A 13,596-nucleotide genomic window follows, 5' to 3' on the forward strand; every position below is an offset into this window, starting at 1 on the left:
AACAAGGGGCCCTGCCTTTCAGCAGGGCCCCAAATGGGTGATTCAGGAACAACAGTCCCCTAGATCAGTTTTTGTCGCCTTTCAGCGCCGCACCCAGAATGTCGCCAAGGGACGCGCCCGAATCGGATGATCCGTACTGTTCCACAGCTTCTTTCTCTTCTGCGATCTCACGTGCCTTGATCGACAGACCCATGCGGCGGGTCTTTGCGTCGACATTGGTGACGCGCACGTCGATCTTGTCGCCCACGCCGAAACGCTCTGGGCGCTGGTCGGCACGGTCACGCGACAGGTCGGAACGGCGGATGAACGACTTCTGGCCGTTGTAATCCACTTCCACGCCGCCTTCTTCAATCGCGGTCACTTCAACCGTGATGATAGAGCCGCGCTTTACGCCATCAACCGCATCGGTGAAGGTGTCTTCGCCAAGGGCTTTGACCGACAACGAAATACGCTCTTTTTCAACGTCCACTTCGGTAACAGCGGCCTGAACCGTGTCGCCCTTGCGGTAGTTGGCAATCGCATCTTCGCCGCGCTGGTCCCATGACAAGTCGGACAGGTGAACCATGCCGTCGATGTCGTTATCAAGGCCAACGAACAGACCGAATTCGGTGATGTTCTTAACTTCGCCTTCGATGTTCGTACCAACGGGGTGGGTTTCTGCAAACACTTCCCATGGGTTACGCTGGGTCTGCTTCAGGCCAAGCGATACACGGCGCTTGGCGCTGTCGATTTCCAGAACCATAACTTCGACTTCCTGGCTCGTGGAAACGATCTTGCCGGGATGTACGTTCTTTTTGGTCCAAGACATTTCAGACACGTGAACCAGACCTTCAACACCGGCTTCCAGCTCTACAAATGCGCCGTAATCGGTGATGTTGGTAACGCGGCCCTTGTGGATTGTGCCAAGTGCGTACTGCACTTCAACCGCATCCCATGGGTCCGACTGCAACTGCTTCATGCCAAGGCTGATGCGGTGTGTCTCTTTGTTGATCTTGATAACCTGAACCTTAACGGTTTCGCCGATTGTCAAAATCTCGGATGGGTGGTTCACACGGCGCCATGCCATGTCGGTGACGTGCAGCAAGCCGTCAACGCCGCCCAGATCAACGAACGCACCGTATTCGGTGATGTTTTTCACAACGCCGTCAACAGTCTGGCCTTCGGTCAGGTTGCCGATAACTTCGGCACGCTGTTCCGCACGCGATTCTTCCAAAATTGCGCGACGCGATACAACGATGTTGCCACGACGACGGTCCATTTTCAAAATCTGGAACGGCTGCTTCATACCCATCAACGGGCCTGCGTCGCGCACAGGGCGCACGTCAACTTGGGAACCCGGAAGGAACGCAACAGCGCCGCCCAGATCAACCGTAAAGCCGCCTTTGACACGGCCAAAGATCGCGCCATCAACACGGGATTCGTCTGCGTATGCACGCTCAAGACGGTCCCAGGCTTCTTCGCGCTTGGCTTTTTCGCGCGAAATCTGTGCTTCGCCACGTGCGTTTTCCACACGGTCGAGGAACACTTCAACTTCGTCGCCAACTTTAATTTCGGCCTCGCCGCCGATTTCAGCAAATTCTTTCAGATCAACGCGGCCTTCCATCTTATAGCCGACGTCGATGATGGCCTGGCCCGCTTCAATTGCGATAACCTTGCCTTTGACAACAGAACCCTCTTGGGGCGTGTCAATTTCGAGGCTTTCTGCCAAAAGCGCTTCGAATTCTTCCATAGTGTTCATAGTAGCCATTAAAATCAGTTTCCTTTTCGTCGTTTTCACTGGCCATGCGGTTGTCTCCGCCGGTCTTTGGGTTGCGCTTTAAGGAAAACCAAAAGCGCGCCGGAATACGGCACGCAGACAGAATCCCCCTTAGGATGGGCGGGCTATAGCCCTATTACCCCTTGCTGGCAAGGGAAAGACGCAGCCAACAACAGCTGGCGGCACAGCGGCTTTGTGCAGTTTTGCCATCGCGAACAGGCTAGCACAGCGGAAATCGCAGTTGACTCCTATAGATTTTCGCCACCTATATTTTTCTGTACTGTTTTGGGGGTTTGCTATGTCATTCTTGTTTCTTGCTCTTTTTGGCACGGCCTTTCTCGGGGCGATCACATTCGACCTTTTTGGTAAAGATGACACGAGTGACAGCGCGCCCCAAACCGAAGAAACCGCAGAGAACCTTACCTTTGACGGGTCCGAAACCCTTGAGGGCACCGAAGGTAATGACACCCTTGCCGCCGGGCAAGATGAGGACTTGGCTCCAGAAACCGTCAACCTGCTTGGTGGCGATGACACCGCAGTGATCGACCTTCCCTTTGACATCACCGTAAACGGCGGCGATGGCGACGACACGCTCTCCAGCACAACTGTCGGGAACACGCTAAACGGTGATGCAGGCAATGACACGCTAACAGGCATTGATGCCACCAATTTGTACGGCGGCGCAGGCGATGATCACCTGATCTTCAACAGCGATGTGGAGTTGAACGATTCTGTGGCCAGGATCGACGGCGGCGACGGGGATGACCAGATCGACGTTTTCGCAGATGCCGGTGTAAACACTTTTGATCGTGGCGGCGCAATCATTCTGGGTGGAAACGGGTCGGACGATTTCAACGTTATTCTCGATCTGCAAAACAGTCAGGAAAGCAGCAACAGCCTGTCAACATCGGTCGCGCGTATCAACGACTTTAATCCTGATGAAGACAGCATCCGCATCGAAATCGAAAGAAACGACGCAACAGCCGACAGGGACATAGTGGTAGAGTTGGATCAGACCGAGGAGAATGGGTCCTTCACGTCGCAGATCACTTTGACCTTTGCCGAAACTCTCGTTGCAACCCAAGCGATGGCGACCATAACGATCATCAGCAATGCAGCCTTCACCCTCGACGAAATTCAGCTTGTTGGCGTCTGACCAACCCCGCCTGAAATATAGGAGCGCCTTATGTCGCTCTGCGAGAGTAACGCCACTTATCATCACAAACACACGGCCCAAATGGTCAGGCCGTGTGTTTTAAACCTTAGTCCTTACTCAACCACAGTCACGAACTCATTCATCGGACGGCGCACCTTTGGCGCCCCCTTCAACCAGTCACCTTCTTCGGCGCGGTAACCCACAGGCAAAATCGCAACCGTTTTCAAACCGCGCGCGCGCAGTCCCAAAATCTCGTCAAATTGCGCGGGATCAAACCCTTCCATTGGGGTGGCGTCCACCTCTTCAAACGCCGCTGCGGTCATGGCAAGGCCAAGCCCGATATAGGCCTGACGCGCCGCATGCTCAAAGTTCGTATCCGCATCACGCGGCACATAAGACGCCTTCAGACGGTCGTAATAACCTGTCAGCGTCTCAGACGCCCCGCCACGCACCTTTTCTGTCAGCGCCAAAACGCCATCAATCCGTGCGTCGGTATAGTTATCCCAAGCCGCAAAAACCAAGACCGCCGTGCTGTCGGTGATCTGGGTCTGACCGAAACCTGCTTCTTTCAGCTTTTCACGGATTGCCGCGTTTTTCACCACAATCACCTCAAACGGCTGCAACCCGCTGGATGTGGGCGCAAGCCGCACGGCCTCTAAAATCCGGTCCAACTTGTCCTGCGGCACGGTTTTCGACGGGTCCATTTTCTTGGTGGCATAGCGCCAGTTCAAGCGTTCGTTCAGCATATAAGATTCCTAATTGCGCCAAATCATTGGCATGTTACCGCTACCCACCCCAAATAGGCGCAGGCCAGCCCAAGGCAAAGGCACCAAAACGCAAAGCGTCTGTGCGAAAATCGCGTAACTCTATTTCAACGCCACCTCGACCGCGCCAACGATCTCCGGCGACATGGGCCGCGCATTCGACCCCCAAGTCGCAACAATCGCGCCATCGCGGCCAATCAGCACCTTGTTGAAATTCCAGCGCGGCACAAACTGCGCCTCATCGCGCAACCACTTGTAAACCGGATGCGCCTGCGACCCCTTCACATGGGTGATATCGGTCATCGGCAAGGTGATGTTGTAATTGATCGTGCAAAATTCTTTCACATCGGCCGCTGTCGCAAGCTCTTGGTTAAAGTCATCCGACGGCACCGCCAACACCACCAACCCCTGCGCGCGGTAGGTGTCATACAGCGCCTGCAACCCCTCATACTGCCCCGTGAACCCGCATTGTGACGCGGTATTAACCAGTAACACCGGCTGCCCCGCAAAATCGGCCAACGACACATCGCCCCCGTCAATCGACTGGAACGGATCGGCAGGCGGCGCGGCAAGCGCCGCGGTGGCAAAGGCCACGGCAAGTCCAAAGGCAATAGCGGTCGTTTTCATAGCATCCTCCTGCTTATACTAATTATACGCAGGACCCGCCCGTTTGGTTTCAAAAAACCTTTATCCCAGCTTGGCCGCCACCAAAGCCAGCGCCTGCGCAATCGCCGCCTCGACGCTCATTTCGGATGTGTCCAAAACCACCGCATCCTCGGCCGCCCGCATCGGCGCATCGGCGCGGTTCATGTCGCGGTCGTCACGTTCGCGCACTTGGGCCAAAACATCCTCGAACGCTTCACCCTCCAGCTCCAACCACCGCCTGCGCGCGCGGATCTCGGCGCTGGCGGTGACAAACAGCTTCACCTCGGCCTCAGGGCAAATTACCGTGCCAATATCGCGCCCGTCCAAAACCGCGCCACCGTCCCGCCGCGCAAATGCGCGCTGAAACGCAACCAAGGCCGCTCGCACATCCGGCAAAACCGCAACCTTGCTGGCCGCTTGCCCCGCTTCCAACGACCGCAAATCCTCACGCGCCAAATCCGCCGCCGTCAACCCGCGTGCAGCCAAAACCGGATCGCCCCCCTTCATCCCGACCGCGCGATACAAAAGCCCCGTATCCAGATGCGCAAACCCAAACCGCCCAGCCACAGCACGGCTGATGGTCCCCTTGCCCGCCGCCGCCGGCCCATCAATGGCAACTGTAAACTTCATGTCGGACCTCTCAAAGCTTGCCTTCGCGCGCCCTTGCTTTACCCTGCAACGACTGGTTTGTCACCGGAGTAACCCGTGCGCATTGTCCTGATCAACCCACCACATCGCGCCATCGGCAGCCGCGTTCCGGGCGAATTGCTGCCCCCGCTTGGCCTGCTGGCCATTGGTGGCCCCTTGATCGACGCAGGCCACGAGGTCCGGCTGATCAATGCCGATATTGCCCCCATGCCCCTGCCCGAGATCATCGCACAGATCGGCAATGCTGAAGCCGTGCTGATCGGGCATTCCGGTTCTACCTCGGCCCATCCGGTTGTTTTGGAATTGACCGCGATGATCCGCGCAGCCTATCCGCAGGTCAAAATCATCTATGGCGGCGTCTATCCCAGCTATCACTGGCAAGATGTGCTGGGGGAGGCGCCACAAATCGACTACATCGTGCGCGGTGAAGGCGAGGTTACAACCCCCCCGCCTTGATCGCCGCCCTTGGCACAGGTGACGTGGCCCAAACTGCAGGCATCGCCTACCGCTGTGACGGCATCCCAACCGCCACCCACCCCGCCCCCATGCTGGCCGATCTGGACTCTGTCCGAACAGGGTGGGAGCTGATCGACCACCGCGATTACAGCTATTGGGGCGGCAAGCGCGCCGTTGTCATGCAGTTTTCACGCGGCTGCCCGCATCTGTGTACCTATTGCGGCCAGCGCGGGTTCTGGACCAAATGGCGACACCGCGACCCCGTGAAATTCGCCGCCGAAATCGCCCGATTGGTGCGCGACGAAGGGGTGGAACTGATCAACCTCGCCGATGAAAACCCCACCTCCTCACGCCGTGCATGGACGGCGTTTTTGCAAGCGCTGGTGGCCGAGAACGTCAAAGTGTTGATCGTCGGCTCCACCCGCGCCGATGATATCGTCCGCGATGCCGACCTGCTGTCGCTCTATAAACAAGCGGGCTGCTTGCGCTTCCTTTTGGGGTTAGAGGGTACGGATGAGGCCACGCTGACCACCCTCAAAAAAGGCGGCACCCGCGCCAAGGACGCCCAAGCCATCACCTTGCTGCGCGATCATGGCATGATCGGCCTCTGCACCTTTGCCGTCGGGTTCGAGGAAGAAACCGACCGCGATTACTGGCGACTTTTGCGCCACCTTCTACGCTATGATCCCGATCAGGTGATGTCGGTCTATGCCACCCCGCACCGCTGGACCCCGTTTCATGGCCAATCCGCCCATCGCCGCGTGGTGCAAACCGACTTGCGGCTGTGGGATTACAAGCATCAGGTGCTGGAAACCCCGCATGTACCTGCATGGCGCGTCTTTTTGTGGGTCAAACTGATCGAGGCGACGCTGCAACTGCGTCCCCGCGCGCTCTGGCGGATGTGGCGCCACCCCGATCCCGATATCCGCCACGCCCAGCGCTGGTACACGGCCATGGGCCGTGGCGTCTGGCTGCGCGAATGGCGCGACGCCCTGCGCTTTCGCGCCAAACCGGGGCAAACCGTTGCGCAATTCTGGGGCGGCGATCAACTGCCCGAGAACGCGCTGGCCCGATCCGTTTCAGCCGCAACTTCAGCCGCAACGCGGACCTGACCGACAGCTGGGGGTTTCACACCCCCAGACCCCCGTGGGATATTTGTGCCGAAAAGAATGCGGTTTGGATTGGGTCAGCTTTCCAGCGCCGCCGCAATCGCCTCCCACAACGGCTCCACAGGCTCCACCCCCACAGACAGCCGGATAAACCCGTCCGCCACAGGGTCGCCCCAACGCGCGCGCCGCTCGCCTGCCGTATGGGTGCCACCAAAACTGGTGGTCTGGGTGATATAGGGACAGGCCGAAAGAAACGCCTCCGCCGCCTCGGCACTCGGCAATTCAAACCCAATCAGGAACCCGAACCCCGCCATCTGCCGCTTGGCAATCGCGTGTGACGGATCATCCACCAGCCCTGGAAACCGGACATTTGCGACCCGAGGATGCACGGCCAACCGTTCCGCAATCACCTGTGCGCTGGCACACATCCGTTCCAGCCGCACCTCCAGCGTCTCGATCCCGCGGTGCAACAACCACGCTTCAAACGCGCCCGGCACAGCGCCCGACAGCTTGCGCCATTGCCGCACCCGTGCAGCCAGTTCCGCATCGCGCGTCGCCACATGGCCAAACAGAATGTCCGAATGACCGCCGGGTGCCTTGGTATCGGCGGCCACCACCACATCCGCACCCAAATCCAACGGGCGCTGCAACAAGGGCGTCATCGTCGTGTTGTCCACGATCAGCAATCCCCCCGCCGTCCGCACCCGCTGCGCGATCAACGCAATATCGCAGCAATCCAAACCGGGGTTCGACGGCGTTTCAATAAACACCACCGCCCCGCCCGAAACATCCGCCGTCACGATATCGGCGGTGGGCACCTCAATCACCTCAACCCCATACGCGGCCAAGTACTCCGCCGAAAACACCCGCGTCACATAATACCCGTCCGCCGGAATGATCAGCCGCTTACGGTCCGTCAGCACCGCCATCAGCACAGCCGAAATCGCTGCCATCCCCGATGGAAACGCCACACACGGCGCGTCCTCCAATATCCCCAGCTGCGTCTCTACCGCGTCCCACGTGGGCATCGACATACGGCCATAGACATGGCTCGCCCCGTCGACCTCGGGCAGATGATAGGTCGTCGCCGACACAATCGGCGGGGCCACAGCCTCGCCCTTGGCAATCCCCGCAGCCCGGTGATGCAGCAGTTTGGCAAAGCGTTCTTTTCCTTGCATATCCATGACTTACCCTTTCGTCAGCTTGGCACCCAACCCCGTCATCAACCCCTCGAACAGCGGGAAGGACGTGGCAATCGGGCTCGCATCATCAATCGTGATCGGTTTTTGGCTGGCCATCCCCGCCACCATAAACGCCATCGCAATCCGGTGGTCGATATGGGTGGCACAAGTGGCCCCGCCGGGCACGCCGCCCGCCCCCATTCCATGCACGATCAGCGTGTCCTCGTCCTCCTCAACCCGCACGCCGCAGGCCTCAAGCCCCCGCGCCATCGCATCAATCCGGTCCGATTCCTTGACCCGCAATTCCTTGACGCCGCGCATCACCGTGCGCCCCACCGCATTGGCCGCGACAACGGCCAACACAGGGTATTCATCAATCATCGACGGCGCACGTTCCGGCGGCACCTCAATGCCGCGCAACTCCGAAAACCGCACGCGCAAATCGGCAACTGGCTCGCCGCCTTCCTCACGCGGGTTCTCGAATGTAATATCCGCACCCATCTCGACCAAGGTGATGTAAATCCCGTTGCGCGTCAGGTTCTGGCTGACACCGGGCACGAAAATATCCGACCCTTCGACAATCAGCGCCGCACACACCGGAAACGCGGCCGAGGATGGATCGCGCGGCACCGCCACCACCTGCGGCCGCAGCTCGGGCTGGCCGGTCAGGGTGATCACATTCCCCTCACTGGTCCGCTCCACCACCAACTCAGCGCCAAACCCCACCAACATCCGCTCGGAATGGTCGCGCGTGGGCTCGCGTTCAATCACCACCGTCTGCCCCGGCGCATTCAACCCCGCCAACAAAACCGCCGATTTCACCTGCGCACTCGCCACCGGAAGCGCATAGCGCACCGGCACGGGGTTCGCCGCCCCCACAACCGTCATCGGCAACCGCCCGCCCTTACGCCCATAGGCCTGCGTGCCAAACAGCGACAGCGGGTCCGTCACCCGCCCCATCGGCCGCTTGCGCAACGATGCGTCACCCGTAAACGTCGCCGTCATCGCAGTCGTCGCCATACAGCCCATGATCAGCCGCACACCCGTGCCGGAATTGCCGCAATCAATCACGGCATCGGGCTCACGAAACCCGCCAACACCAACCCCATGCACCGACCACGCCCCTGCCCCATGCTGCACCACCTCGGCCCCGAATGCCCGCATGGCCGATGCCGTATCCAACACATCCTGCCCCTCCAGCAATCCGGTGATCTTGGTTTCCCCCACCGCCATCGCCCCAAAAATCAGCGCACGGTGGCTGATCGACTTATCCCCCGGCACTTCGGCCCGCCCGCTTAAGGGGCCAGACTTTGTGGCGGTCATAACTTGGGCAATACCGTGGCCGGACATAGCGTTCTCCTCAAAACTTAACGCTGTGATAGCGCAAGCAAAACGGGGCGTCCATGGCCCCTTGCATCCAACCTGCAACGCTCTAATTAACCTGCCATGATATCAAAGCCCTATCACAACGGCCCCGCCAGCGACCATTTTGATGGCAAACGCTTTTTCAACCCGGGCGGCAGCCAACCGCGCGGCTTTGGCGACCTGCTGAAATGGAAACTGGGCAGCAATCCGGCCGAATGGCCCGATACGGTGGCCGTCACCCCGCGCATGCCCGCCCCGCGCGTGGCCGATATGACCGTCACCATGATCGGTCACGCCACCTTGCTTATCCAAACCGCCGGCCTGAATATCCTGACCGATCCGGTCTGGTCCGACCGCGCCAGCCCCGTGGCCTTTGCCGGCCCCAAACGCACCACCGCCCCGGGGGTCGACTTCAACGCCCTGCCCAAAATTGACATCGTGCTGCTCAGCCACAACCACTACGACCACCTCGATATTGATACCCTTGCGCGCCTGCACCAAACCCACGCCCCCCATATCATCACCCCCTTGGGCAATGACGCGATCATCCATGCCGCCATTCCGCAGGCCAAAATCACGCGCGGCGATTGGGGGCAAATGGCGCAACACGGTCCCTTGAACGTACATTTCGAACCCTGCCACCACTGGTCCGCCCGTGGCACCCGCGATCGGTCGATGGCACTCTGGGCCGCCTTCGTTATCGACGGGCCAAAGGGCAAAATCCTGCATATCGGCGACACAGGCTTTGACCACGGCCGCCCCTACCGCGACCTGCCCGCCCGCCACGGCAAACTGCGCGCCGCCATCCTGCCCATCGGCGCGTATGAGCCGCGCTGGTTCATGCGCGACCAACACCAAAACCCCGACGAGGCGGCGATGGGCTTTGCCCTCTCCGGTGCCGCCCATGGCATCGGCCACCACTGGGGCACCTTCCAACTCACAAACGAATCCCGCGACGCGCCCCTAACCGCCCTGACCGCCGCCTTGGAAAAACACAAAATCCCCAGCGCCCGCTTCCGCCCCATGGCTCCGGCAGACACATGGGCCATCCCCGAACTCTAGGACCACCCTGCATTTCATCTTGGTCCAAATACCTAAAAGCGCGTCACCCAAACCCGTCACGGTAAAATCAGAACATCCGTCCCAATCGGCACAAAATCCCAAATCTCGCGCATTTCCGCATCGGTCAGCGCCATACACCCCGCCGTCCAATCCCCCGGCAACACCGCCCCATCCGGCAAGGCATTGGGCTGCCCGTGAAAAAAGATGTCGCCACCGGGATCATACCCACTCTTCGCCGCCCGCGCCACATCCTCGGGCCGTGGGTAATTTATCCCCAATGACAGGTGATACGCACTCCCCGCATTGCGCCGATCAATCTTGAAATTGCCTTCCGGCGTACGCCCATCGCCTTGCCGTTCCTTGGTGCCCAAAGGCGCAAACCCCAGCGCGATCCGGTACTCGCGCACCACCGCGCCGCCTTGAAACAGCATCATCCGCCGCGCCGCCTTTTGCACCACAATCCGCTCCACCGCGCCCGTAAGCGGCGGCAAAACCACAACAGGCGCAGGCGGGCGCATCACGATCAGCACGGCCACGGCGGCAATCACCACCAACAGCACCAATGCCGAAAACACGCCCGCCAAAGGTTTCAGCGGCGACCACCTCATTGCAAATCGGAAAACGCCGCCTTCAACCGCGCCACAGCCTCCACCACCCGCGCGCGCGGCGTGGCGATGTTGAACCGCATCCAATCCTCGCCGCCCTTACCAAAACTCGGCCCGTGGTTCGCCGCAATCCGCGCCCCCTTTTGCACGCGGTCGGTAAACTCGGCCCGTCCCATCCCCGTGCCCGAAAAATCCACCCAGGCCAGATACGTCGCCTCCAACGGCATCGACTTCAGCCCCGGAATGGCCGCAACCCCTTCGTCAAACACCCGCTTATTCTCGGCCAAATAATCCATCAGCGCATCCAACCAAACGGCACCTTCGGCGCTATAGGCCGCCGTCGCCATGAACAACCCGAATGAGTTTGGCGAAATCCCCAAACCATTCATCACCCCCGCAAACTTGGCCCGCAAACCCGCATCGGGAATGATCACATTGCCAATATGGCTGCCTGCAATGTTGAACGTCTTGGTCGTCGCGGTCATCATCACCAAACGGTCCATAATCTCGGGCGCGGCCAATGGCATCACCGTATGCTTGGCCCCCGCAAATACCAAATCATGGTGAATCTCATCCGACACCACGATCAAATCATGCCGCCGCGCAAACGCGGCCACGCCGCGCAACTCCTCCACGCTCCAAACCTGCCCGCCGGGGTTATGCGGCGAACACAAAATCAGCATCCGCTCGCCCCCCGTCATCTGGGCATCCCACGCGTCAAAATCCATCACATGCCGCCCCGCAACCACAGGCAACTGACACTCCACAACCCGCCGCCCCGCCGCCGCAATCACCCGCGCAAACGCATGATACACCGGCGTCATCAACACCACCCCGTCACCGGGCTGGGTAAACGCCTGCACGCACAGCCCCGTGCCATTCACCAACCCATGCGTGGTGAAAATTGACGCCTTCTCCACATCCCAGCCGTGGCGGTTCTTCATCCACCACTGGATCGCGCCCAAATAGGCGCTGTCATCGCCAAAATACCCGTAAATCCCATGCGCCGTCATCTGCTCCAACGCGGCTTGCACGCAGGCCGGCGGGCGGAAATCCATATCCGCCACCCACATCGAAATCCCATCCGCAGGCGACACCCCGTAAAGGCTCTCCATCGCATCCCATTTCACCGAATGCGTGCCAACGCGGTCAATCTCTTCATCAAAATTCATCGCTCACCCTCTCGCTATTTCCCCCACCCTAGCCGCGCCTTACGCCCCGTTCCAGCCCCGCAATGTGCCCCATACAATCCGCTGGCCGCAAAAAACGCCGCCACACAGGATTGCACGAAACCGCCACATCCCTTACATCAACGCCCATGATACGCCCCATTTTGATCCACCCCGACCCACGCCTCAAAAAAACCTGCGCCCCCGTGGACGCGGTAACAACCGATATTGGCCAATTGGCCGAGGATATGCTGGCCACCATGTACGACGCCCCCGGCATCGGTCTGGCCGCGCCGCAGGTCGGTGCGATGACCCGCCTTTTGGTGATGGATTGCGTCAAAGACCCCGCCAAATCCCCGCGCCCGATGGTCATGCTTAACCCCGTGGTCACGTGGTCATCCGAGGACACGTCGATCTATGACGAAGGCTGCCTGTCCATCCCCGATCAATACGCCGAGGTGACGCGCCCCGCAAAGGTGCGCGTGGAATGGCTGGGCCTTGATGGCAAAACCACCGAGGAAGAGTTCGAAGGCCTTTGGGCCACCTGCGTTCAGCACGAAATCGACCACCTCAACGGCAAGCTGTTTATCGATTACCTTGGCCCCCTGAAACGCCAGATGATCACCCGCAAAATGGAAAAGCTGAAACGCGAATTGGCGCGAAACGCTTAATGGCCCTGCTCCCCATCCTGCACCTGCCCGACCCGCGTTTGCGCCAAACCTGCGCCCCCGTCACCCAGTTTGACGCCGCCTTGAAACACCTTGCCGACGATATGCTGGAAACCATGTACGCAGCCCCCGGTCGTGGCCTCGCAGGCCCGCAGGTGGGCGCAATGCAGCGCATTTTCGTGATGGACACGGGCTGGAAAGAAGGTCGCCCCAGCCCCCTGATCTTCATAAACCCCGTCATCCGCAACGCCACAGGCACCGCCATAAATGGCGAAGGCTGCCTATCCATCCCCGGCCACCCCGTCCGCATTGCCCGCCCCGCCGTGGTGCAACTGGCATGGCAAGACCTCGCAGGCCGCGCCTGCGAAGGGTTCTTTGAAGGCTTCGCCGCCGCCTGCGTCCAACACGAACGCGACCACCTCGACGGCATTTTGTGCATCGACTACCCCGACCTTCCTGAACCAGAACCGGAGCCAATCCATTGACCGCCCGCCGCTGCATCCCTTGGCCCGACAAACGCCTGCAAACCGCCGCCACCCCCGTGGCCGAAATCACCGATGACATCTGCGCAATTTGGCAAGATATGGTCGACACGATGGAGGCAATGCCCGGCTACGGCCTCGCCGCCCCGCAAATCGGCGTCATGCTGCGCCTTGCCGTGGTCGATTGTTCCACCGAACGTGGCCGCGCGATCTTGATGGCCAACCCCGAAATTCTCCACGCCTCCGCCCAACCAAGGGACCATGACGAGGCGAGCCCGAATCTCCCCGGCGTCCACGCCAAAATCACCCGCCCCCGTGCCGTGACCGTGCGCTATCTGAACGCCGATGGCGTGACCGAGGACCGTGATTTCGTGAATCTCTGGGCCACCTCGGTGCAACACCAAATCGACCACCTGAACGGCAAAATGTTCTTTGACAGCTTAAGCAAAATGAAACGCGATATGCTGCTGCGCAAGGCGCGCAAATCCCAATAACGGTGGGTTGCACCCACCCTACCCCCAAACCCCAAA

General features: G+C 60.0%; 15 protein-coding genes. 7 read left to right on the forward strand and 8 right to left on the reverse strand.

Annotation, left to right across the window (positions count from 1 at the left end; genetic code table 11):
- Nucleotides 1–64 precede the first annotated feature (64 nt).
- Nucleotides 65–1,747 carry a 30S ribosomal protein S1 gene (gene rpsA / locus G560_RS0112200; RefSeq protein ID WP_022704590.1) on the reverse strand — a complete coding sequence of 561 codons (1,683 nt, stop codon included), beginning with the start codon at nucleotides 1,745–1,747 and terminating at the stop codon, nucleotides 65–67.
- Nucleotides 1,748–2,054: 307 nt separating this feature from the next.
- Here rpsA and G560_RS0112205 point away from each other — a divergent pair, with 307 nt between their 5' ends.
- Nucleotides 2,055–2,912: a calcium-binding protein gene (locus G560_RS0112205; protein WP_022704591.1), complete on the forward strand. Its 858-nt coding sequence runs from the start codon at nucleotides 2,055–2,057 to the stop codon at nucleotides 2,910–2,912.
- A gap of 113 nt (nucleotides 2,913–3,025) precedes the next feature.
- On the opposite strand, the gene G560_RS0112210 is transcribed toward G560_RS0112205, so the two are convergent.
- The 3 genes from G560_RS0112210 to G560_RS0112220 form a co-directional block, all read right to left on the reverse strand.
- Nucleotides 3,026–3,658: an NAD(P)H-dependent oxidoreductase gene (locus G560_RS0112210; protein WP_022704592.1), complete on the reverse strand. Its 633-nt coding sequence runs from the start codon at nucleotides 3,656–3,658 to the stop codon at nucleotides 3,026–3,028.
- 120 nt (nucleotides 3,659–3,778) lie between these two features.
- Complete coding sequence (locus tag G560_RS0112215; RefSeq protein ID WP_022704593.1) at nucleotides 3,779–4,303, reverse strand: glutathione peroxidase; 525 nt, start codon at nucleotides 4,301–4,303, stop codon at nucleotides 3,779–3,781.
- 60 nt (nucleotides 4,304–4,363) lie between these two features.
- Nucleotides 4,364–4,951 (reverse strand): (d)CMP kinase, encoded by a 588-nt coding sequence (locus G560_RS0112220; protein WP_022704594.1) that lies wholly within the window; start codon nucleotides 4,949–4,951, stop codon nucleotides 4,364–4,366.
- 75 nt (nucleotides 4,952–5,026) lie between these two features.
- Between G560_RS0112220 and G560_RS21365 the strand changes: the two genes are divergently transcribed.
- Nucleotides 5,027–5,425: a cobalamin-dependent protein gene (locus G560_RS21365; RefSeq protein WP_197082852.1), complete on the forward strand. Its 399-nt coding sequence runs from the start codon at nucleotides 5,027–5,029 to the stop codon at nucleotides 5,423–5,425.
- On the forward strand, nucleotides 5,422–6,537 hold the full coding sequence (locus tag G560_RS20015) for a radical SAM protein (RefSeq protein WP_197082851.1): 1,116 nt from the start codon (nucleotides 5,422–5,424) through the stop codon (nucleotides 6,535–6,537). The genes G560_RS21365 and G560_RS20015 overlap by 4 nt, the downstream gene beginning before the upstream one ends.
- A gap of 74 nt (nucleotides 6,538–6,611) precedes the next feature.
- Here G560_RS20015 and G560_RS0112230 read toward each other — a convergent pair whose 3' ends face one another.
- Together G560_RS0112230 and aroA are read right to left on the reverse strand one after the other, a co-directional pair.
- Nucleotides 6,612–7,718 carry a cystathionine gamma-lyase gene (locus G560_RS0112230; protein WP_022704595.1) on the reverse strand — a complete coding sequence of 369 codons (1,107 nt, stop codon included), beginning with the start codon at nucleotides 7,716–7,718 and terminating at the stop codon, nucleotides 6,612–6,614.
- Nucleotides 7,719–7,721: 3 nt separating this feature from the next.
- A complete protein-coding gene (aroA, locus tag G560_RS0112235) occupies nucleotides 7,722–9,065 on the reverse strand; it encodes a 3-phosphoshikimate 1-carboxyvinyltransferase (protein WP_022704596.1) in 1,344 nt (447 codons plus the stop codon).
- 96 nt (nucleotides 9,066–9,161) lie between these two features.
- On the opposite strand from aroA, the gene G560_RS0112240 reads away from it, so the two are divergent.
- Entirely contained in the window at nucleotides 9,162–10,142 is a 981-nt protein-coding gene (locus G560_RS0112240; RefSeq protein ID WP_022704597.1) for an MBL fold metallo-hydrolase, read from the forward strand.
- A 56-nt stretch (nucleotides 10,143–10,198) separates the two neighbouring features.
- Here the strand turns inward: G560_RS0112240 and G560_RS0112245 are convergent, their stop codons facing one another.
- Nucleotides 10,199–10,750: a L,D-transpeptidase family protein gene (locus G560_RS0112245; protein ID WP_022704598.1), complete on the reverse strand. Its 552-nt coding sequence runs from the start codon at nucleotides 10,748–10,750 to the stop codon at nucleotides 10,199–10,201.
- Entirely contained in the window at nucleotides 10,747–11,919 is a 1,173-nt protein-coding gene (locus G560_RS0112250; protein ID WP_022704599.1) for a MalY/PatB family protein, read from the reverse strand. The genes G560_RS0112245 and G560_RS0112250 overlap by 4 nt, the downstream gene beginning before the upstream one ends.
- Before the next feature lie 146 nt (nucleotides 11,920–12,065).
- On the opposite strand from G560_RS0112250, the gene def (G560_RS0112255) reads away from it, so the two are divergent.
- The 3 genes from def (G560_RS0112255) to def (G560_RS0112265) are packed head-to-tail and all read left to right on the forward strand — an operon-like array spanning nucleotide 12,066 to nucleotide 13,560.
- A complete protein-coding gene (def, locus tag G560_RS0112255; protein ID WP_028914048.1) occupies nucleotides 12,066–12,587 on the forward strand; it encodes a peptide deformylase in 522 nt (173 codons plus the stop codon).
- Entirely contained in the window at nucleotides 12,587–13,069 is a 483-nt protein-coding gene (gene def / locus G560_RS0112260; protein ID WP_022704601.1) for a peptide deformylase, read from the forward strand. The genes def (G560_RS0112255) and def (G560_RS0112260) overlap by 1 nt, the downstream gene beginning before the upstream one ends.
- Nucleotides 13,066–13,560: a peptide deformylase gene (gene def, locus G560_RS0112265; protein WP_022704602.1), complete on the forward strand. Its 495-nt coding sequence runs from the start codon at nucleotides 13,066–13,068 to the stop codon at nucleotides 13,558–13,560. Before def (G560_RS0112260) ends, def (G560_RS0112265) begins: the two co-directional genes overlap by 4 nt.
- The last annotated feature ends 36 nt before the right edge of the window (nucleotides 13,561–13,596 follow it).

Source organism: Pseudorhodobacter ferrugineus DSM 5888, from assembly GCF_000420745.1.
GTDB classification, from domain to species: domain Bacteria; phylum Pseudomonadota; class Alphaproteobacteria; order Rhodobacterales; family Rhodobacteraceae; genus Pseudorhodobacter; species Pseudorhodobacter ferrugineus.